This window comes from Sphingomonas sp. BL-S-30 (assembly GCF_055521475.1).
Genome location: NZ_CM145481.1, coordinates 2,483,380 through 2,504,186, shown reverse-complemented (window position 1 = coordinate 2,504,186; position 20,807 = coordinate 2,483,380). Strand labels below are relative to the sequence as shown.

Sequence of the window (20,807 nt, the reverse complement as noted above, 5' to 3'; positions counted from 1 at the left end):
TCGATCGATCATCATAACGCCCCGCCGCCCGCTTGACGACCCGGAGCGCGCCGTTACGCATGTGTTTCAAGCAATTGGAGTCGGGCGATGAACATGAAGCGGGCAGCAGCGATATTGGCATTGGGCACTGCCTGCACGATCGGCACCGGCGCGGCGGCGAAGACCGTGGCGCACCCCCAGGCCGAGGCCCAGGCGCTCGACCTGGCGAAGAAGGCCATCGCGCTGCGCTCGGTGCGCGGGCCGGGCAACGAGACCGACAAGGTCGCCGCCCTCTACAAGGCTGCCCTGGTCGAAGGCGGCTTCGCTGACGGCGATGTCGAGATCACGCCGGTCGAGGACACCGCCTATCTGATCGGGCGCTGGCGCGGTTCCGATCCCAAGGCCAAGCCGCTGGTGATTTCGGGCCATATGGACGTGGTCGAGGCCAAGCCGTCGGACTGGCAGCGCGATCCGTTCACGCCGGTGGTAGAGAATGGCTATCTGTTCGGCCGCGGCGCGACCGACATGAAGCTCGACGGCACCATCGCCATCGCCGCGCTGATCGAGCTCAAGCGCTCGGGCTATAAGCCGAAGCGCGACATCGTCATCGAATTCTCGGGCGACGAGGAAACGACGATGAAGACCTCGGGCCTCATCGCCGACAAGCTCTCCCATGCCGAGATCGTGCTCAACATCGATGGCGGCGGCGGGCTGCTCGACGAGAAGACGGGCAAGCCGGTGCTGTGGACCTGGCAGGGCGCCGAGAAGACCTATGCCGATTTCGAACTGACCGTGACCAATCCTGGCGGCCACAGCTCGGCGCCGCGCAAGGCCAATGCGATCAACCAGCTCTCGGCGGCGCTGGCGCGGATCGGCGACTATCAGTTCAAGCCCGAGGTCAGCGACCTGACCCGCGCCTATTTCGTCGAAGCGGCGAAATATGAGGATGCCGAGACGGCGGCGGCGATGCGCGCCTTTGCCGCCGACCCGACCGACAAGGCGGCGATCGCCACGCTGACCGCCAACCCGGCGACGATCGGCAAGATCGGCACGACCTGCGTCTCCACCATGGTCAGCGGCGGCCATGCGCTGAACGCGCTCCCCCAAAAGGCCACCGCGAACATCAACTGCCGCATCTTCCCCGGCCACAAGCCCGCCGACATCATGGCCGAGCTGCAAAAGGTCGCGGCCGAGCCGGCGGTGACCTTCAAGGACGTGACCGAAGGCTCGGTCGCGACCGACGCCTCGCCGATGCGGCCCGATTTCATCGCGGCGGTGAACAAGGCGATGAAATCGGTCTATCCCGGCGTGCCGGTATTCCCGAGCATGGCGTCGGGCGCGAGCGATTCCATGTGGTTCCGCTACAAGGGCGTGGACAGCTATGGCGCGAGCCCGACCTTCAGCAAGGATTCGGACGATTTCAGCCATGGCCTGAACGAGCGGGTCCTGGTGTCGAACATCGCGCCGGGGATCAGCTATTATCTGTCGCTGTTCACCGACCTGTCGAAATAGGGGGCGGCGGGTGACGGAGCAGGGCGCGATCACGGACGACCCGGTCGTCGCCCGGCTCCTGCGCCACCCGAGCGGGCTCAAGGCGGGCGGCCTTCCCTCGGCCCATGAGGTGCTGGCGACCTATTGGTTAGCGGCGGGGGCAGCATCGTTCGCCTTTTGCCGTCACGGGCTGTTGCTGAATCCGGGCACGGCGGAACGATACATCCCTTTCGTCGAGATCGATGATGCCGGCTATTACAACGACGAGATGATCGCGCGGGCAAAGAGGGCCCGGGTCGATGGAGGCCCGGCCAACCTCGTCATCCGCTTGCGCTCTGGCGAGAGTGTCGAGCTTGCCCTGGAACGGCGTGGCGAGAAGATCCCGGACTTGCCGACGATCGCCCGGCTTGTCCATCAGCGCGTGGTGATTCATCGTGCTGAGCAGGAGAGGGCCTCCCGGCCGAGCGATCCCGCATGAGGATCACCGAACAAATGATCGCGGGTTACCGGGCGGGCGATTTACTCGGTTTCGTGCCGCTCGATGGGTCTCCGCTCTCACTCAGCGGCAGGCGAGGCCTCGATGAACGAAACCTCGCCTGCCGTTCGAGTTCCCACCGGGGTCAGTAAGCGGCCGACAATGTCAGGAACCACTGGCGCGGCGCGATCGGATAGGCGGAATAGCTGTTGGTCGCCGATCCGATCGACAGGGTCGATACCCCCTTCTTGTCGGTCAGGTTGGTGACGTTGAGCGCAAGCTCCACCTTGCGCAGCGGCACGATATTCTCCGGAAGCCGTGCGGCGAGGCGCAGCGACGTCAGGAAATAGGACTTCACGCTGGCGTCGTTGGTGAAGGTGCTGAAGCGGCGGCCGACATAGTCGCCGATCAGTTGTGCCTCGATCGGGCCGACCGATACCGTCGCGACCGTCTTGTTCATCCATTTCGGCGTGCCGGGCAATTGCTTGCCGCAAGTCGGCACGACGCCGGCGGTCACGATGTAACCGCCGATGCAGCTGTTGGTGGCGTTGCCGATGCCGAGCGCCGCCGAAGTATAGTCACTCTGATATTTGGACAGATTGTACGAGGTCGCATTGTAGAGCGAGAAGACGCGTCCGACGCGGAGCGTGAAGGCCGCATCGACACCGTCGGTCTTGACGTCGCCGACATTGACCAGGATCGAGGTGCCGCCGGTGATGTTGCCGCCTGCGATGCCGCCCGGGTTCGTCGAGATCGCCAGAAGGCGGTCGTTGAACACGACGTGGTAATAGTTGATCTGCGCGTCGAACCCGATGTCGCCGGAGAAATTGCGGCGAGTGCGCAGGCCGCCTTCATAGGTCCAGCTGCTCTCTGGCTTGCCCTGGTCGGCAAAGGCGTCGAACGCCGCCTGGCTTCCCGTGAACCACGGGCCGCCACCGCCGGCCAGATATGCCTGATATTGCCGCAGGTTCTTCTGGACGTTGAAATAGACCTCTTCATGGCCGTTGAAGTCATAGGTCGCGCCGATCGCCGGCAGGAACCAGCGCAGCGTGTTGATCTTGCCCTGCGGCAGGCCGCCCGACAGGCCCGACAGCGACCCCGCCTTGGGCTGGACCGGGAAACGCCCGTCCGCCCATTGCGCGCTGGTCTTGACGCCGCCCTGGACGATCAACCGGTCAGTGACCTGCCACGTGTCCTGGATATGGAGCTGCAGCTGGTTGATGCTCGCTTCGCCCTGATATTGGGTGAACAGCGGCGTCGCGACCTCGAGCGGGCGGATATAGGGTGTGCTCGATGCCGGATTGTTGACGTCGACGCCGTACCACCGGCGCCACTGCGTGGTGCTGTTATGCTCGAACCAGCCGCCCAGCTCGATCTTGTGGTTGCCGACATCGAGATTGAGCGCGGAGATCACACCTTCGCGGTCGATGCGATATTCCGTGGTGCGGGTGATCAGGCCCGAGCCACCCGTCGCCTTGACCAGCGCGGCACCGGCCGCGGCCGCCTGGGCATCGGTCAGCGCGGTGCAGGCGGTGGGCCGGATCCCGTTGGCGTTGGCGCCGAAACGGCAATTGGCCGGGAGCGTCGCGTAATTGGGGTCGAGATAGGGCTGGGCCGTCGTGATCGACTGGCCGAGCGGGCCGGCAACCACGCCGGCGCCGTCATTGTGATGGAAATAGGCGGTGGTCGACCAGGCGACATGGTCGGAGAATTTCGCGTCGTAGCGAAGATAGCCGAGATAGTCGGTCCGCTGCGCATCCGAATAATAGTTGCGATAATTGCTGCCCTGGGCGGCCGGGGAATTGCCCATCGCGCTCAGATAGGAGGTCCGGTACCCGTCGAAATCCGGGTAGAAGAACGGCTTGGTATAAGGTGTATAGAGCTGGACCGGGGTCGCCGTGCCGCCGGCGGAGGGCTTGAAGAAGACGGTCGCGTCTTCGTTCGGCTGAGTCATGTCGTTATAGTCGAAATACAGGGTCAGCTTCCCGATCGCGCTGTCGTGCACGAACTTGGCGTTCGCCTGATAACCGCCCTGGGTACCGTTGAAGTCCCAGGCCTTGGCATGCTGGCGCGCCGCCGAGATATAGCCCGACGTCGTGCCGCCGCCGAACGTGCCGGTGTCGATGCGGACAAAGGTGCGCGAGGTATCGTAGCTGCCGAAGGTCTGCGCGGCCTGGACCCCGAAACTGCCCAGCGGGCTCGACGAAAAGGTTTCGACGGTGCCGCCGAGATTGCTGTTCGAGGCCGTGGCGAGATCGCCGGCGCCGGTCGACACGACGACGCGGCCGACATTCTCCGAAATCACCGCGCGCTGTGGGGAAAGGCCATTGTAGTTGCCGTAGCTCTGGTCGCCCAGCGGAATGCCGTCCATCGTGTAGCCGAGCTGGTTCGCCGCGAAGCCATGGATGAAGATCTGCGCGTTCTGCTCGTTGTAACCCCAGGGATCGGCGGTGATGTAGAGCACGCCGGGCAGCGTCTGGATCGCCTTCAGCGGCGACACGCCCGGCAGGATCTTCTGGATCTCGCTCTGGGGGATCGCGGTCGACGAGCGCGTCGATTTGGCGGCGGTGACGACGATCGTCTCGTCCGACTGGCTGTCGCTCGAATCGACGACGGCCGTCTGCGCACAGGCTGCGTTGGCGTAGAAGAGCGCGCCCGCGAGCGCGAGCAGGCTGGAAGTATGTCGAATCACGGCAGGGCCCCCTTGGTGCAGTCGTTGCTGCGATGCAGCGACGCGCCCTGTGCGCCCGGACCATGCCAGTTTCGCGACGTTTCGGTTGCGATGGTGTGACAGTGGCCGATCTGGTCTTAACTGCCCGCGACTCCCAGCCGCTCGAGATAGGCGCACAACATGTCCGCCAGCGCGTCAGCATAGGCATGGATTTCCTCTGCCGTGCGCGGCGTGGCGGAAAAGCTGCTGCCCACCTCGCTCAAGGTCGTCTCGACGAGATCGCCGACCAGCGATCGCCTGCTCTCGGTGGCGTCGGGCAGCAACTCCCGCAGAAAGGACTGGAAGGCCTGTGCGCTCGAAGCATGGACGTCGATCGCCTCGGGCGCGTCGCGATACAGGGGTGCTGCGTCGTTGAGCGCGCCCCGGATCTCCGCTTCTTCGCATTCCGAGCGGATGAACATATGGACCAGGGTGCGCACGCGTTCGAGCGGCGGTTTTGTGCGATCCTCCAGAATTTCGCGCATCAGGTCGCTGGTGGCCCGCCACTCGTCGCTCTGCAGCCGGAACAGGATCGCCGCCTTGTTGGGAAAATATTGGTAGAGCGAGCCGACGCTCACCCCGGCGCGCTCGGCGACTCGGGCAGTGGTGAATCGCTGCGCCCCCTCGGTTCTCAAAACCTGAACAGCGGCATCGAGGACCGCCGCGACAAGGTCGTTGGAGCGGGCCTGTTTGGGCTGTTTGAGCAAGGAGACACGGGCACTTCGTCGGGTCGTCATCTGCGGTTTCGCCAATGCGAATAGGAAAGCTGACGAACTAGTCGTATTTTTGACGGCGAGCAAATAGCTGCTCGAAACCGGAGAAAATGGATGAGCATCCTTACCAGCGCGCCGGTGGCGCCGCTGCTCGATCGCCTGTTCGCTGAAGCCGAGGCTGCGCACCCGTCGATGAGCCCCGTCTTCGCGTCCGTCTCTGTCGAGGAGCGGCGTCGAGTCATGATGAGCAAGACCGATTATCGCGAACTGTATGACAGGCTGAAGGACTTCGCGCTTCCCGTCTCGCGCGAGACGGGCAAGCTCCTCTATCTGCTCGCGCGGGCGGGCAATGCCCGATCGATCGTCGAGTTTGGCACCTCGTTCGGCCTCTCGACCTTGCATCTTGCGGCGGCACTACGGGAAAATGGCGGTGGACGACTGATCACCAGCGAGTTCGAACCGTCGAAGCTCGCCAGGGCCAGGGAGAACCTAGCGGCCAGCGGTCTGGCTGACCTGGTCGAGTTCCGCGAAGGCGACGCGCTGGACACGCTGGCGTCGGATCTGCCCGAGACGATCGACCTGCTCCTGCTCGATGGCGCCAAGTCGCTCTATCTGGACGTGCTCGCGTTGGTGGAGAGCCGGTTGCGGCCGGGCGCGGTGATTATCGCCGACAACACCGATTATTGCCCCGACTATCTCGAACGCGTCAGCTCGGTCGCGAACGGCTATTGGTCGATGTCGTTCACGGACGACGTCGAACTCTCGATCCGCCTCGCTTGAGCCGCCTCGATGTCACCGACGACTGACATTTTGTCAGTCGTCGGTGATGCGGTTTCATCATAAGCATTTGAAAAACAGAGAAATAATCAGCGCACCTTGTCGGGTGAGCGCAAAATGTCACCGACCCTCATGACATTTCCAACGGACGTTCGATTCAATCGCCGCCCGGCAGGCGCTATCGAGGCAATCGCGGTGGCGATTACCGCCTGGCTCTTTCTCAGCGCTGGAGAGGTAGCAGCGCGTCGATATGGCGCTCGGCGATCGCGCTCGCCTCGGCTGGGGTGAAGGCGTCGGGGGCGAGGCAGAGTTCCAGCCACAGGCCGTCCACGATCGCACTGATGCCGATCGCGGCGAGGCGGCGCTCCGGCCCGGGCATGTCGCAGGCGGCGAGCAGGGTTTCGAGATCGCGCCGGTATGCGCCGTAAAGGTCGCGGTGCAGCCGGGCGATGTCGTCATTGCTCTTCACCAGGCTCCAGAAGGCGATCCAGGTCGAGAGCAGGCCGGGATCGGCGATCGGCCTGGCGAAGCTGGCGGTGACATGCGCGAGCAGGCGCGCGCGGGGCTCCGGTCCGGCGGCGGCCATGGCGGCTTCGAAGGCGGTCGAGACCTGCGCGTCGACATGCGCATAGGTCGCCGCGATCAGCGCATCGATGCCGTCGAAATAATGGCCGAGCAGGCCCGGCGACACGCCCGCCTCGGCTGAGATGGTACGGACCGACACGCCCGTCGCGCCGTGGGTGGCGAGTACGCGCGCAGTCGCCTCGATCAGGCTGAGGCGGCGCGCATCGGGTTCGGCGCGGGTGAAGGCGGGTTTGTGCACTTGCCCCTTCTCCCGTTCGTGTCGAGCGAAGTCGAGACACATTCGCGTTGCGCCTCCGTCTATCTTGTTATACGATCGTTCAACAAGAAAACGGAGGCCGGCATGGCGCATCGCTACGCGGACACTGGTGAAGGGAAGGGGGCGGAAGCCCACGATCCCGACGCCGACTTCAGCCTGCCGGGCTGGCTCTATACCGATCCCGAATATTTCGACGTCGAGGTCGCGCGGGTGATCCGGCCATCGTGGCAGATCGTCTGCCATGTCAGCGATATTCCCAAAGCCGGCGATTATCACACGCTCGATTATATCGGCGAAAGCGTGATCGCGGTGCGCGGCGAGGATGGCGCGGTGCGCGCCTTCGCCAATGTCTGCCGCCACCGCGCGATGCGGTTGGTCGAGGGGCCGGCGGGGTGCGCGAAGAAGCTGGTCTGCCCCTATCATGCCTGGGCCTATGAGCTTGACGGGCGGCTGACCGGCGTGCCGATGAAGGGCGATTATCCCGCGCTCGACATGGCGAAGAACGGCCTCGCGGCGGTCGATATCGAGATCTGGAACGGCTTCGTGTTTGTCCGGCTCGAGGATGACGGCGGCCCGTCGGTCGCCGGGATGATGACGCCGTACGAGGCCGAGATCGCGCCTTACCGCTTCGAGGAGATGCGCACGCTCAGCCCGGTGCGGCTGCGCGAGCGGGCGGTGAACTGGAAGAATGTCGGCGACAATTATTCCGACAATCTGCACATCCCGGTCGCTCATGCCGGCCTGACCCGGCTGTTCGGCAAGAGCTATGCGATCGAGGCGCAGCCCTGGGTCGACAAGATGTCCGGCTATCTTGCCGACAAGCCGTCGAACGACCGGTGGGAGCGCCTGTACCAGGCGCATCTGCCCCGCGCGGAGCATCTGCCCGAGGCGCAGCAGAAGCTGTGGCTCTATTACAAATTGTGGCCGAACATGGCGTTCGACATCTATCCCGACCAGGTCGATTTCATGCAGTGGCTGCCGCTGTCGCCGACTACCTGCGTGCTGCGCGAAATGGCCTTTGCGCTGCCCGACGACCGGCGCGAGATGAAGCTGGTGCGCTACGCCAACTGGCGGATCAACCGCACGGTCAATGCCGAGGACACCTGGCTGATCACGCGGGTGCAGCAGGGCATGGCGTCGCAAAGCTACACGGTCGGCCCGATCGGCGCGAGCGAAGTGTGCCTGCGCAGCTTTGCGAAGAAGATCCGGCGGCTGATCCCCGAGGCACGGCTGCACAAGGCGCCGGCGCCGGGGTGGAGCCGGCGACCGCGCCCGGTGGACTGACGATCCACCACCGTTCGTGTCGAGCGAAGTCGAGACACGGCCACGGGCGCGCCAGACGCGGTTTCTCGACTTCGCTCGAAACGAACGGGTGGTTTGAATGACGAAAAAATACGACGCGCTCATCATCGGCGGTGGCCATAACGGCCTGGTGTGCGCCTTCTATCTCGCGCGTGCCGGCCTCAAGGTCCGCGTGCTCGAACGCCGCGCGATCGTCGGCGGCGCGGCCGTCACTGAGGAGTTCCATCCCGGTTTCCGCAACTCGACCGCGAGTTACACGGTCAGCCTGCTCCGTCCCAAGGTGATCAAGGACATGCGGCTGCACGAGCGCGGCTGGCGGATCATCGAGCGGACGATCTCCAACTTCTTCCCGAACGAGAAGGGCTATCTCAAGCTCGGCGGCGGCGAGGATCGCACCCGTGCCGAGTTCGCGCGCTATTCGCAGAAGGACGCAGACACCTTCCCGAAGTACGAGGAAGCGCTCGAGCGCGTCGCCGAGGTGCTGCGCGACATGGCGCTGAAGACCCCGCCCAACGCCGGCGGCGGCATCCGCGCGCTGATCGCGGCGGCAGCGCAGGGCAGGCGGCTCGCCGGCATGGGACTCGAGGCGCAGCGCGACGTGATGGACCTGTTCGTCAAGTCGGCGCGGGACTTTCTCGATAGCTGGTACGAGGACGAATATGTGAAGGCCGCGTTCGGCTTCGACGCGGTTGTCGGCAATTATGCCAGCGTCGACACGCCGGGCTCGGCCTATGTGCTGCTCCACCACGTCTTTGGCGAAGTGAACGGCAAGAAGGGCGCCTGGGGCCATAGCGTCGGCGGCATGGGCGCGATCACCCAGTTCATGGCGGAGGCCTGCACCGACATGGGCGCCGAGATCAGCCTCGAGACCCCGGTCGCGAAAGTACTGGTCGACGGCAATCGCGTGACGGGCGTGACGCTGGAAAGCGGCGAGGAGATTGCCGCCGATATCGTCGCGGCCAATGTCGGACCGGCGCTGCTGTACCGCCAACTGGTCGACCGCAGCGACATGACCCCGGAATTCGCCCGCCGGATGGACAATTTCAAGACCGGCTCCGGCACCTTCCGGATGAACGTCGCCCTCTCCGAACTGCCCGATTTCTCGGTCCTGCCGGGCAAGCAGGTCGCCGAGCATCACACCTGCGGCATCATCATCTCGCCGACGCTCGATTATATGGACAAGGCCTTCACGGACGCGAAGGCCAAGGGCTGGTCGGACGAGCCGATCGTCGAGATGAAGCTGCCCACGTCGATCGACGACAGCCTGGCCCCCCCGGGCATGCACATCGCCAGCCTGTTCTGCCAGCAATTCGCGCCGGAACTGCCCGACGGACGCTCATGGGACGACGAGCGCGAAAAGGCGGCGGACCTGATCATCGACACGGTCACCAAGCATGCGCCGAACTTCAAGGGCGCGGTCATCGCGCGGCAGATCCATTCCCCGCTCGACCTGGAGCGCAAGTTCGGGCTGATCGACGGCGACATCATGCACGGGCATATGTCGCTCGATCAGCTCTGGGCGTCCCGGCCGGTGCTCGGGCATGGCGCCTACCGGTCACCGATCAAGGGCCTTTATATGTGCGGTGCCGGCACCCATCCGGGCGGTGGCGTCACTGGCGCGCCGGGCCATAACGCAGCGCACGAGATCATCGCCGATCGCGGCATCATGGGGCGGTGGCGGCGCTGGAAGTGACCCGCTCGCGGTGGACCATCCAATAAACCGGCAGGCCGAGCAGCAGCAGCACAAGGCCCCATAGATCGGCCTTGAGGCCGAGACCATAGACCATCCAGACCACGAACGCCGCGGCGATGGCGGCCGCCAGCTTGAGAGGAACATCGTCGGGCAACAGCCGGATCGCCGCCAGCGCGCAGGCGAGATAGGCAAGCATGCCCGAGGCGAGCGAGATCGAGGCGATGTCCTGGAACAGCTGACCCATCGACCCGGTATAGTTCATCAGGGTCACGATGGTGACCAGCACGCCCGAGACGAGATGCGCGCGCGCCGGGGTGCCGCGGCTGCTTTCCTTCGCCAGCCAGGCGGGGAACACGCCGCCGCGCGCCATCGCCCAGGGCACTTCGCCCTGCAGCAGGATGAAGCCGTTGAGCGCACCGAACGCGCTGATCGCGGCGAACAGCGCGACGACCTCGGCAGTGCCCGATCCGAACCCGCGGCCGAGGAATTCGGCGATCGGGGAAGGGGACGCGGCCGTGATCGCCGCCGGCATCAGGAACATCGTGGCGGCGGAGACCAGTACATAGACCAGGCCGGTCAGCACCGTGCCGATCAGGGTCACGCGCGGCACGATGGACGCGGCATTTTCCACCTTGTCGGCCGGGACGGTCGCCGATTCGACGCCGAGAAAGCCCCAGAAGGTGATCGCGGCGGCGCCGGCGATGGACCCCATGCCGAGCGGCACCGGCGTATAGGGCGCGATGGCGGCGCTGCCGTCGCGCAACAGCAGCCAGGCGGCGAGCAGGATCACGCCGACCAGCGGCAGCAGCTTCAAGGCGGTGGTGACGAACTGCACCTTGCCGGCCAGCGCCACGCCGCGGATATTGACCGCGATCAGCGCCCAGATCGCGACCAGCGCTGCGATGGCGGGCAGGCCCGGCGTCGATCCGAGCGCGGGAAAGATCAGGCTCAGCGCGCTGACCACCGCCACCGCGACCGCGGCGTTGCCGCACCAGATCAGCACCCAGTAGCTCCACGCGACCGCAAAACCGGCGGCAGGCCCGAACGCGGCCCGGGTAAAGGCATAGGGGCCGCCGGCACAGGGCAGCTTCGCACCGAGCCGGGCGAAGACGAAGGCGAGGCACAACGCGCCGCCGATCGTGACGAACCAGCCGATCATGCCGTTCCAGCCGAGCGGCGCGAGCGTCGCCGGGAGCATGTAGACGCCCGATCCGATCATGTTGCCGACCACCAGCGCCAGACAGGTCCAGAACCCCAGGGCGGCGCGTGACGGCGATGTGGACATAGGCGATCTCCCCGATAACGCACTCTACGGCTTGATCGGCGGCGCGCACCATGTTTCTTGGGCGCACCTCATGGCAAGCATTCCCCCCTCGCAATCCTCCTGGCAGCCCGAGAGCAGCCGCTGGCCGCCCCGGCTGATCGATGCGGCGCTCGCGCTGCACGACAATGCGCTGTCGGTCGCCGAGCCGCTGCTGCGCGCGCATCTCAAAGAGGATCCGTTCGACGTCGCCGCGATCCGCATGCTCGCCGAGCTGGCCGGGCGGATCGGGCGTTACAAGGATGCCGAAACGCTGCTGCGCCGCGCGCTGGAGCTGTCCCCCGCATTCACCGCCGCGCGCGCGAACCTCGCCATCGCGCTCTACCGGCAGAATCGCCCGACCGAGGCGATCGCCGAACTCGATCTGGTGCTCGACGACGAGCCGGACAATCCCGGTCATGCCAATCTCAAGGCCGCGGCGCTCGGCAGGATCGGCGGGTTCGACGAAGCGATCGAGCTGTACGAGGCAGTGCTGAAGAGCGCGCCGACACAGCCCAAGGTCTGGATGAGCTATGGCCATATGCTCAAGACGGTCGGGCGCCAGGCGGACGGCGTGGCCGCCTATCGTGAGGCTATCGCGCTGAAGCCCGAAATGGGCGAGGCATGGTGGAGCCTCGCCAATCTGAAGACCGTCAAGTTTGACGAGGCGGATATCGCGGCGATGCAGGCGGCCCTGGCGCGCGACGACATATCGGACGAAGACCGGTTCCATCTTGATTTCGCGCTGGGCAAGGCGTTCGAGGATCGCAGACAGGCGCCCGAAGCGTTCGATCATTATGCCGCGGGCAATGCGCTGCGCCGGACGAAGATCGACTATGACGCCGACGAGACCGGGACGTTCGTCGACCGCAGCATCAAGCTGTGCACGCCCGCTTTTTTCGACGCGCGGGCGGGGCAGGGCTGCGATGCGCCCGACCCGATCTTCATCCTCGGCATGCCCCGCGCCGGATCGACCCTGGTCGAGCAGATCCTGTCGAGCCACCCGTTGGTCGAGGGCACCTCCGAACTGCCCGACATCCCCGCCCTCGCGCTGGCCGTGTCCAATTACCCGCAGCGGCTCGAGGCCCTGGCGCCGGAGCGCCTCGAGGCGCTGGGCGCTGAATATCTGCGCCGCGCCAGCGTGCAGCGGCGCACCGACCGGCCCTATTTCATCGACAAGCTGCCCAACAACTGGGCGCATTTGCCCTTCATCCACCTGATCCTGCCCAACGCGAAGATCGTCGACGCACGGCGGCATCCGCTCGGGTGCTGCTTCTCCAACTTCAAGCAGCATTTTGCGCGCGGCCAGGCGTTCAGCTATTCGCTCGAGGATATGGGCCGCTATTACCGCGATTATGTGCGGCTGATGGCGCATATCGATTCGGTGCGACCGGGCCTCGTTCATCGCGTGATCTATGAGCGGATGGTGGATGATACCGAGGCGGAAGTGCGGGCGCTGCTCGTCGCGTGCCGTCTGGAATTTGATCCCGCATGCCTCGATTTCCACAAGACCGAGCGCGCCGTGCGCACCGCCAGCTCGGAACAGGTGCGTCAGCCGATCTTCCGCGAGGGCACGGAAAGCTGGAAGCCGTTCGAGCCATGGCTCGATCCGCTCGAGACAGCTCTGGGCGATGTCCTCGACGCCTATCCGGAAGCTCCCGCCTTCCACTGAACGTTGCAAAACTGTCACGATGCGGCGGCGAAATGATTTCGTGTGCTGCGCCCGATTGACGGATGTTGCGAGTGCGAACAGCATCGCTCCAGATACATAACATCGGGGGCTACGATGCTCGTCACCAAGCGTAAACTCGCCGTCACTGCCCTGCTGGCGTCCGTTGCCGGCATCGCGACACCTGCCTTCGCGCAGTCGACCGACACCCAGGCGGCGCCCGCCGAGCAGGACGACATCATCGTCACCGCGCAGAAGCGCGAGGAGAATATCCAGAACGTACCGATCAGCATCCAGGCGATCGGCACCAAGAAGCTGGATCAGCTCAACATCGCCAACTTCGCCGAATATTCCCAGCTGTTGCCGTCAGTGTCGTTCCAGGCGCTTGGCGGCACGCCCGGCACCAACGTCGTCTATATGCGCGGCGTCGCCTCGGGCGGCGACGGCAACCATTCGGGCTCGCTGCCTTCGGTCGGCGTCTATCTCGACGAACAGCCAGTCACCACGATCGGCGGCAATCTCGACGTGCATGTCTACGACATTGCCCGCATCGAGAGCCTCGCCGGCCCGCAGGGCACGCTCTACGGCGCCTCGTCCGAGGCCGGCACGATCCGCATCATCACGAACAAGCCCGACACGAGCGGCTTTTACGGCCGCGTGGATGGTGAGGTGAACTCAGTCAACAAGGGTGGCGTCGGCGGCAAGGCGGAAGGGATGATCAACATCCCGATCTCGCCCGACATCGCGTTCCGTGCGGTCGGCTTCTACCAGAAGGACGCCGGCTATATCGACAATGTGCCCGGCTGCCGCAGCTTCCTGCCCGAGACCAATCCGCTGGGCTGCACCGCGACCAATGGCGGTATCACGGTCAACAATTCGAAGTTCGTGAAGAAGGATTATAACGATACCGAGCTGTGGGGCGGCCGTGCCGCGTTGAAGATCGATCTCGACGAGAACTGGACGGTCACGCCGACCGCGATCTACCAGGATACGCGCTCGCACGGCAGCTATGGCTATGATCCGCGGCTCGGCGACCTGAAGGTCCAGCATTTCTTCCCGGAATATCGCCGCGACCGCTTCATCCAGGCGGCGCTGACGATCGAGGGCAAGCTCGGCAACTGGGATCTGACCTATGCCGGCGCCTATCTCGACCGGAAGACCTTATCCTCGAGCGATTATACCGACTACGCCGAGGCTTATGATACTCTCTACCAGTCGTACCACGGCATCAGCAGCTACTTCTATTTCCACGATGCGGCCGGCAACACGATCGACCCGCGCCAGAAGGTGATCGGCAGCGATCACTTCAAGAAGATGAGCCAGGAATTCCGCGTCGCCTCACCGCAGGGTGAGCGGTTCCGGGTGGTGGCCGGTGCTTTCTACCAGCGCCAGAGCAACGAGATTCACCAGGATTATCAGGTCGCGGGTCTCGCGCCCGAGCTGTCGGTGAACGGCTCCCCGGGCACGCTCTGGCTGACCCAGCAGCACCGCGTCGACAAGGATTACGCGGTGTTCGGGGAGGCTGCGTTTGACATCCTGCCGAACCTCACCCTGACCGCCGGCGGTCGCGCCTTCATCTACGACAACTCGCTGATCGGCTTCTTCGGATTCGGACGCAATCCGGGCAATGGCTTCTCGGACGGGCCGCCCAATGCGGCGGGCAGCAACCGCACCGGTGTCGCGCAGTGTTTCACCACGTCCGGTCAGCGGCTCTACGACCGCGATACCGATACCTATAGCAGCTCGCTCACCCTACTGCCCGCGGCGGTCGCGGGCAGCCCCTGTACCAATCTGGCGGTCTATGCGGTCGGGCGCGGCTTGCAGCCCGTCAACACTCAGGGCCAGGGTTTCACGCACAAACTCAACCTGACGTGGAAGCCGGTCGAGGACGTGCTGCTGTACGGCACCTGGTCGCGCGGCTTCCGGCCGGGCGGCATCAATCGGCGCGGTACCATCCCGCCCTATGCCGCCGACTTCCTGACCAATTACGAGATCGGCTGGAAGACGACGCTGGCGGGCGGCAAGCTCCGTTTCAACGGCGCGATCTATCAGCAGGAATGGAAAGCGTTCCAGTTCGCCTTCCTCGGCCAGAACAGCTTCACCGAAATCCACAATGGCCCCGATGCGCGCATCCGCGGTGTCGAAATGGACGCCAATCTCAATCTCGGCCCGCTCGTGCTGACGGCGGCGGGCTCCTACACGGACGCCAAGACCAAGAACAATCTGTGCCTGTATGACGATCCGACCTTTGCCTGCACACTGCCGGGGCCGGGCGGACAGGATAATTTGATATCGGCACCTGCCGGCACCAGGCTTCCGGTTACGCCACGCGTCAAGGTCAACGGCACGGCGCGCTATACCTTCGACCTCGGCACGCTGAAGCCCTATCTCCAGGGCGTGGTCGCCTACCAGAGCTCGGCCTCGTCCGATATCCGCACTGCGGTCATCCAGGCGGGGACGTTCGCGGTGGTCAATCCAGCCGCGCTGCAGGGACGCCTGCCGGCTTACACGACCGCGAATTTCGCGATCGGCGCCGAATTCACCAACTACACGCTCGAACTGTTCGTGCAGAACGCGTTCGACGAGCGCGGCCAGCTGTCGCGCTTCCAGGAATGCGGAAGCTGCTCGCAGCGGCCTTATATCGTGCCGATCAATCCGCGCACGATCGGGGTGAGAGCCGGCGCCAAGTTCTGATGAAGGGCGGCGGGCCATGTCCCGCCGCCGCTTTATGAACTTGATATCCGTTTGAAGCTAAGTACCTGAAATTAATTGGAATAACGGCGATCCAGGCGATCGGTAGCCGCAGGGAGATATGAGACACATGGTGTCCCATATCTCTCGCCGCTCGTCTCCCATTCGCGCTCTGCAGCGCTTCGATTCAACTCATATCGTTCCCGCGTTATCCCGATCTCGATCATCGACAGCTGGCAAGGGGACACAGCGCCAAAGCGTTTTTTCGGCAATGACATGGCGTTCGCCTGTTTTGGCTAGGAGAGCGCTCCAGATACTCGAACGCACGTTGATACCGGTGTCATTGGCTGCCATAGTAGCGAAAGGAAGGCGGACGTAACCGCCTCCATTGGAGCGCGCGTGTGACATTGGGCCTTCATACATCCTGGATCGCCTTGGGAATTGCGCTGGCCGCGGGCAGCGCGCATGCCCAGGGAGCGCCCGACCCCACTGGGCTGCTGTTCCGCGCTTCCGCCGACAAAAGCCTGATCGCCGAGCGTGCCGGGGGTGAGGCCGAGCCCAATTTCCAGAGCAATGTCGCGATCGTGCCGACCGGCAAGTCGGGCGGAGCGATCCAATGGGAGGATGACGGTTATGTCGCCTGGCGCGCGCCGGGCAACATCCTGGCCCAGCGGGGCACGCTCTCCTTCTTCTGGCGGCCCCGCACGCCGGTGGGTGAGGCACCGTTCGCGATCTTCCGCGTCGGCTTCGCCGATCATTCGAGCTGGGACATGGCGTTCCTGCGGATCGACTGGAACGGGCACGGTTTCGATGCCTTCGTTACTGACGCCAATCTGGCGCGGAGCCGGGTGTCGTTCCGCATCGACCCGCTTCCGGCGGCGGACCGGTGGAAGCATATCGCCTTTTCCTGGGACGAGGGCGTCGGCGTGCGGTTGTTCGTCGACGGCAAGGAGGTCGCGCGCAAGGACGGCAAGGCCGATCTCGATGCCGGGCTCGACCAGTTCGGCCTGGCCGGGCGCGTCCTGTCGCCGCATCAGGTGCAAAGCCGCTACAATTTCATGCGCGGCAGCGATGTCGACGAGATTCGCGTCTATGACCATATGCTCGGCGCGGCCGAGGTGGCGGCGCTGGCTGACAATGCGGAGCCGGCCGCCGCGCCCGCGCCTTCCGAAGCATCGCGCCGCGCCGCCTGGCTCCACCGCTTCGGCTGGGACACCGCATCGCCGCCCGGGCTGACCGGCGACACCACCAGCATCCGCAAGGTCGAGTTCGCCGATGCGAAGGACCTGAAGCAGTGGAACTGGAAGGGCGTGGACGGGATCCCCGAGACGACCTGGCCGGGCGTCTACAACCGCTCGCGACTGGCCGGGCGCGACGATTATTTCATCCTGCCCGACTGGAACACCTATGTGGAGGGCGGCAAGGCCTATGATCTGGCCCTGCCGGCTGGCGTGTCGTTCAACCGCGTCGAGATCCGCGGCGCCGCCTATGGCGCGCTGACCTGGTCGGCGGATGGCGGTTCCTGGGCGACGCTCGCGCGGCGGCCGCAGGGCGAGGTGCGCAGCGTCGACAGTTTCGGGCGGAAGACCGGGGGCCGGCTGCGCTTCGCCAATACGGCACAGGAAACCCCGATCCAGGAAATCTGGGCCTATGACATAACCGATGCGGCAGAGCCCGCGGGCAGCTTCAAGCTGAGCTACACGGTGCAGGCCAATGCGGCACCGGCTTTCGCCACGCTCGCGTCGCTCAACGATTACATCGCCGGCCGTTACGCACCCGACGAACGCACTACGGTGGTCGCCCTTCCGGCGGGCGCGCGGGCCGCCGCCGGCGCGGGCAATGCCGCGGCCACGACCGCGATCGAGCATCGCGCCGATGCCGCCCCGATCGTCCATGTCCTGATCCCGTCCGGCTTCGGCGAAGCCTTTCCCGGCAAGCCATCCGCGCGGTCGTGGAATTATGGCTGGGAGAATGTCCATGACGGGCTCGACGGCATCGCGATCGACATACCCGCCCTGAAGGCGGCGCCGGGCGCGGATGGGCTGATCCCGCTCAACATCCGGGTGAAGGACCCGATCTGGCCGGGCCGCGACATGATCGATGTGTCGGTGTCGGTCAGGCCGGGGCAGAAACGCACGGTCTGGCTCGACCTGCGCGACCGAATCCTGACCGATGACAGCCTGTTCCTGAGCATCGCTTCGGCCGCGCCCGATTTCGGCGCGGCGTCGCTCGACGGGATGCAAATTCGGCTGGTGTTCAAGGATCGCGCGGCGGCGCTGCCCGAGCATATCGCCGATCGGTTCAACCAGGTGAAGGACAATTGGGGTTTCCTGGTCGAGGAACATACCTCGTCGAAGCGCGCTGGCCTCTATCGGCGCCTCTATGGCGATATCTCCGACCTGCTCAGGGTCGATCCCGACAATGTCGAGGGGCGGCGCTATTGGGCCGACATCAGCTATGGCGAGCAGAATCTCCCGGCCTTCACGCAGCCCCAGGCGCCGGCTGGCGTGCCGCTCTGGGCGTTCCGGCAGCTCGAGGACCTGAAGCTGGTTCGCCAGTTCGTCACCTGGTGGATCGACAACCGGCAGGTGCCCTACGGCGATTTTGGCGGCGGCATTTCCGACGATACCGATCTGGTGCAGCAATGGCCGGGCCTCGCGCTGATGGGCGTCGAGCCGGACAAGATCAACGCATCCGTCCGCGCGCTGTCCGATGCGGCCCATGCCAATGGCATGATCACCAACGGGCTTGGCACGATCACTACCGACGAGCTCCACGCCTATGAGGAGGGGCTGAACAGCGATGCCGAGCGGCTCTATCTCAACTGGGGCGAGCCAAAGGCAGTCGAGCGGCTGATGGCGACGACCCGGGCGCTGGGCGGCGTCATCCTGAAGAACCCGGCCGGGCACCTGCATTTCGCCAGCAACTGGTATGGCGGGCAGAAGATGTACCGCGAGGGGCCATGGGAATGGCAGAAACCCTATAGCTTCACCGTGATGCACGGCCCGATCCTGATGGGTCTCTATAACGGCAATCCGTCGGCTCGGGGGCTCGTGACCGGCGTGGTCGATGGCTGGATGGCGCATGGTAGGCAGGACAAGGATGGGAACTGGGCCTATCCCAACGAGATCAACTGGCACACGGATGCCGAGCGCGTGGGTGATGGCGGCGGGGTGGCGACGCCGCTGCAATCGGCCTGGGCGGCGTGGCGCTTCACCGGCAACGAGACTTATCTCCGGCCAATCCTGGCGCGTACCGCGAAGAGCGGTCCGGGCTCACTTGCCGATATCAACGAGAATGCGGTCGATGCGCTTGGCCGAGGGAAGGACTGGGGCAAGGCGTTGACCGCCAGGGCGGGCGGCGGCGGGGCGTTCGAGCGCTATGCGGCGTGGAACGCGACCGGCGACACCAAATGGCTCGACGCGCTGCATGCGGATGCCATCGCCGACAAGGCGCAGCATCAGTATATGTATACCGAGGGGCATTGGTGGTCCGACCGGGTCGATCAGCCCAATGAGATCCTGCAGCGTGAACGGCTGGGCGGCGTGGCCCTGCGCCGCAACCAGAACTGGCCGGGCAACAGCGTGAGCTGGCGCTTCGCCGATCCGGGCGCAGCGGAGCAGGTCGCGATCCTGGTGCCGGGCGCGACCATGGGCAGGTTCAAGGTAATCGCCTGGAACACCAGTGGCCGTCCGCAGAGCGTCGCCATGACGGCGTGGAACGTGACCGCCGGGCGCTGGACGATGAGCGGGCCGGCCGGCGCGTGCGAGGTCGCGCTCGAACGCAGCGCGTCGATCCCGCTGGTCTTTGCGCCGGGCGAGAATGTCTTCGAGTTCGCGCTGGCGACGCCGGGCCTGCCGACGGAGCGGCGCGCCGATCTGGGTATCGGCGTCGACGATGTGGTGGTGGCGAAGCGGGCGGTGACGGTGACCGTGCACAGCCTCGGCGCGATCGACGCGGTGGGCGGGACGGTGTCGCTCGAGGATGCGGGCGGCAAGATGCTGGCCACGGCACCAATACCCCCGCTCGCCGCGCCGCTGGATCTTCAGCCGAAGACCGCGAAAGTGAAACTGGCGCTGCCCGCTGGTGCGGTGCGGGTCCGCGTCGCACTGGCGGGCAATGCGCCGGAGACGACCTTGCTCAACAATGTCGTCGTGCTCCCGGTCAAATAGGCCCGTGTCAGGTCAGGCTGGCCCAGAAACGCTCCGCCGCGGCGGCTTGCGGCGCGATCGGGCGGAACAGGCCGATCTCGATCGGCACATCCCAGTCCGGCCCGCCGGCGCGAACCAGCATGCCGCTCGCCATTTCCTTCGCCGCAAGCCCGGCGGGAAGCCAGGCGATGCCACGGCCCTCGCGCGCCTTGCCGAGCAGGGTGGCGGCAAGCTGCGCGGCGAAGACGCTTTCCAGCGCGGGCACGCGATCGGTGATGCCATGCGCGGCGACGATCTGGCCGAGCCCGGATTCCGCGGTGTAGGACAGCAGGGGCAGGGTGCCCGTCGTCCTGTCCAGCGACCAGCGGGGCGACCCGGCCGGATCGGGCGCCACGAGCGGCACCAGCGAGTCCATGCCGACCACGATCGAGGTGAACTGGCTTGGCTCGAACCGGCTCGTCGCCAGTGCGTGGCGGTGACAGAGCAGGAATTGCGCCTGGCCTTGCAGCATCAACTCTTCGCACGCGGCAAGGCTATCGGAAAACAACCGCATGGGGCCGATCGGCGCGCGCTGTTCGATCTGCCGGATCCAGCCCGGGAAGAAGGAGAAGGCAAGCGCGTGAGTCGCGGCGAAATGCAGCGTGGTGTTGTCGCTGTCGCGCGCCTCGCCCACTTGCCGCGCGTCCCGGCGCAGCCGATCGATCGTTTCGATCAGGCCGGCCGCGCCGCGTTCGAACTCGAGGCCGGCGGCCGTCATCGTCACGCCGCTGGACGAGCGGATGAACAAGGCGGTGCCGATCCACTCCTCGAGCGCGCGGATGTGGCGGCCAAGGGTAGGTTGTGCGACACGGCGTGCCTCCGCCGCCCGCGAGAAACTGCCGCTTTCGGCAAGCGCGACGAAATCCTCGATCCACGCCAGTTCCACGCCGTTCCGACCTCGCCTTGCCCCGATCGGAAGTGGAATAGCAGGATGCGGTACGGAGGCCTACCGGTGCTGAAAGCGCGCGCTGCGGAC

General features: G+C 65.4%; 13 protein-coding genes. 8 read left to right on the top strand and 5 right to left on the bottom strand.

Annotation, left to right across the window (positions count from 1 at the left end; all coding sequences use genetic code 11):
* Window positions 1-87 precede the first annotated feature (87 nt).
* On the top strand, window positions 88-1,491 hold the full coding sequence (locus ACZ1I5_RS11615; RefSeq protein ID WP_465173839.1) for a M20/M25/M40 family metallo-hydrolase: 1,404 nt from the start codon (window positions 88-90) through the stop codon (window positions 1,489-1,491).
* A 10-nt stretch (window positions 1,492-1,501) separates the two neighbouring features.
* Window positions 1,502-1,948: a hypothetical protein gene (locus ACZ1I5_RS11610; protein WP_465173838.1), complete on the top strand. Its 447-nt coding sequence runs from the start codon at window positions 1,502-1,504 to the stop codon at window positions 1,946-1,948.
* A 142-nt stretch (window positions 1,949-2,090) separates the two neighbouring features.
* Here the strand turns inward: ACZ1I5_RS11610 and ACZ1I5_RS11605 are convergent, their stop codons facing one another.
* Complete coding sequence (locus ACZ1I5_RS11605) at window positions 2,091-4,637, bottom strand: TonB-dependent receptor (protein ID WP_465173837.1); 2,547 nt, start codon at window positions 4,635-4,637, stop codon at window positions 2,091-2,093.
* Between the two features lie 116 nt (window positions 4,638-4,753).
* Window positions 4,754-5,392 carry a TetR/AcrR family transcriptional regulator gene (locus ACZ1I5_RS11600; RefSeq protein ID WP_465173836.1) on the bottom strand — a complete coding sequence of 213 codons (639 nt, stop codon included), beginning with the start codon at window positions 5,390-5,392 and terminating at the stop codon, window positions 4,754-4,756.
* Window positions 5,393-5,482: 90 nt separating this feature from the next.
* On the opposite strand from ACZ1I5_RS11600, the gene ACZ1I5_RS11595 reads away from it, so the two are divergent.
* A complete protein-coding gene (locus ACZ1I5_RS11595; RefSeq protein WP_465173835.1) occupies window positions 5,483-6,148 on the top strand; it encodes an O-methyltransferase in 666 nt (221 codons plus the stop codon).
* Between the two features lie 217 nt (window positions 6,149-6,365).
* Here the strand turns inward: ACZ1I5_RS11595 and ACZ1I5_RS11590 are convergent, their stop codons facing one another.
* Window positions 6,366-6,968 (bottom strand): TetR family transcriptional regulator C-terminal domain-containing protein, encoded by a 603-nt coding sequence (locus tag ACZ1I5_RS11590; protein WP_465173834.1) that lies wholly within the window; start codon window positions 6,966-6,968, stop codon window positions 6,366-6,368.
* Between the two features lie 102 nt (window positions 6,969-7,070).
* On the opposite strand from ACZ1I5_RS11590, the gene ACZ1I5_RS11585 reads away from it, so the two are divergent.
* Both ACZ1I5_RS11585 and ACZ1I5_RS11580 read left to right on the top strand, forming a co-directional pair.
* Window positions 7,071-8,270, top strand: a complete 1,200-nt coding sequence (locus ACZ1I5_RS11585) for an aromatic ring-hydroxylating oxygenase subunit alpha (protein ID WP_465173833.1) — start codon at window positions 7,071-7,073, stop codon at window positions 8,268-8,270.
* Between the two features lie 97 nt (window positions 8,271-8,367).
* Window positions 8,368-9,981 carry a phytoene desaturase family protein gene (locus ACZ1I5_RS11580; protein WP_465173832.1) on the top strand — a complete coding sequence of 538 codons (1,614 nt, stop codon included), beginning with the start codon at window positions 8,368-8,370 and terminating at the stop codon, window positions 9,979-9,981.
* Here the strand turns inward: ACZ1I5_RS11580 and ACZ1I5_RS11575 are convergent.
* Entirely contained in the window at window positions 9,953-11,266 is a 1,314-nt protein-coding gene (locus ACZ1I5_RS11575; protein WP_465173831.1) for an amino acid permease, read from the bottom strand. The two genes, ACZ1I5_RS11580 and ACZ1I5_RS11575, sit on opposite strands and share 29 nt — an antisense overlap.
* Before the next feature lie 70 nt (window positions 11,267-11,336).
* Between ACZ1I5_RS11575 and ACZ1I5_RS11570 the strand changes: the two genes are divergently transcribed.
* The 3 genes from ACZ1I5_RS11570 to ACZ1I5_RS11560 all read left to right on the top strand — a co-directional run bounded on the left by ACZ1I5_RS11570 (window position 11,337) and on the right by ACZ1I5_RS11560 (window position 19,813).
* Window positions 11,337-12,953, top strand: coding sequence for a tetratricopeptide repeat-containing sulfotransferase family protein (locus ACZ1I5_RS11570; RefSeq protein ID WP_465173830.1), 1,617 nt, complete (start codon window positions 11,337-11,339; stop codon window positions 12,951-12,953).
* A 114-nt stretch (window positions 12,954-13,067) separates the two neighbouring features.
* The gene (locus tag ACZ1I5_RS11565; RefSeq protein WP_465173829.1) at window positions 13,068-15,644 is read left to right on the top strand and encodes a TonB-dependent receptor; all 2,577 of its coding nucleotides are present in this window, start codon (window positions 13,068-13,070) and stop codon (window positions 15,642-15,644) included.
* Window positions 15,645-16,069: 425 nt separating this feature from the next.
* Window positions 16,070-19,813: a LamG-like jellyroll fold domain-containing protein gene (locus tag ACZ1I5_RS11560; protein ID WP_465173950.1), complete on the top strand. Its 3,744-nt coding sequence runs from the start codon at window positions 16,070-16,072 to the stop codon at window positions 19,811-19,813.
* A gap of 7 nt (window positions 19,814-19,820) precedes the next feature.
* Here the strand turns inward: ACZ1I5_RS11560 and ACZ1I5_RS11555 are convergent, their stop codons facing one another.
* On the bottom strand, window positions 19,821-20,717 hold the full coding sequence (locus ACZ1I5_RS11555; RefSeq protein ID WP_465173828.1) for a LysR family transcriptional regulator: 897 nt from the start codon (window positions 20,715-20,717) through the stop codon (window positions 19,821-19,823).
* Window positions 20,718-20,807: the final 90 nt, after the last annotated feature.

Bases quoted from the DNA above. Each gene is read 5' to 3' on its own strand.
- ACZ1I5_RS11615 (WP_465173839.1), top strand. From the start codon at position 88: ATGAACATGAAGCGGGCAGCAGCGATATTGGCATTGGGCACTGCCTGC.
- ACZ1I5_RS11580 (WP_465173832.1), top strand. From the start codon at position 8,368: ATGACGAAAAAATACGACGCGCTCATCATCGGCGGTGGCCATAACGGC.
- ACZ1I5_RS11565 (WP_465173829.1), top strand. From the start codon at position 13,068: ATGCTCGTCACCAAGCGTAAACTCGCCGTCACTGCCCTGCTGGCGTCC.
- ACZ1I5_RS11600 (WP_465173836.1), bottom strand. From the start codon at position 5,392: ATGACGACCCGACGAAGTGCCCGTGTCTCCTTGCTCAAACAGCCCAAA.
- ACZ1I5_RS11585 (WP_465173833.1), top strand. From the start codon at position 7,071: ATGGCGCATCGCTACGCGGACACTGGTGAAGGGAAGGGGGCGGAAGCC.
- ACZ1I5_RS11575 (WP_465173831.1), bottom strand. From the start codon at position 11,266: ATGTCCACATCGCCGTCACGCGCCGCCCTGGGGTTCTGGACCTGTCTG.
- ACZ1I5_RS11595 (WP_465173835.1), top strand. From the start codon at position 5,483: ATGAGCATCCTTACCAGCGCGCCGGTGGCGCCGCTGCTCGATCGCCTG.
- ACZ1I5_RS11570 (WP_465173830.1), top strand. From the start codon at position 11,337: ATGGCAAGCATTCCCCCCTCGCAATCCTCCTGGCAGCCCGAGAGCAGC.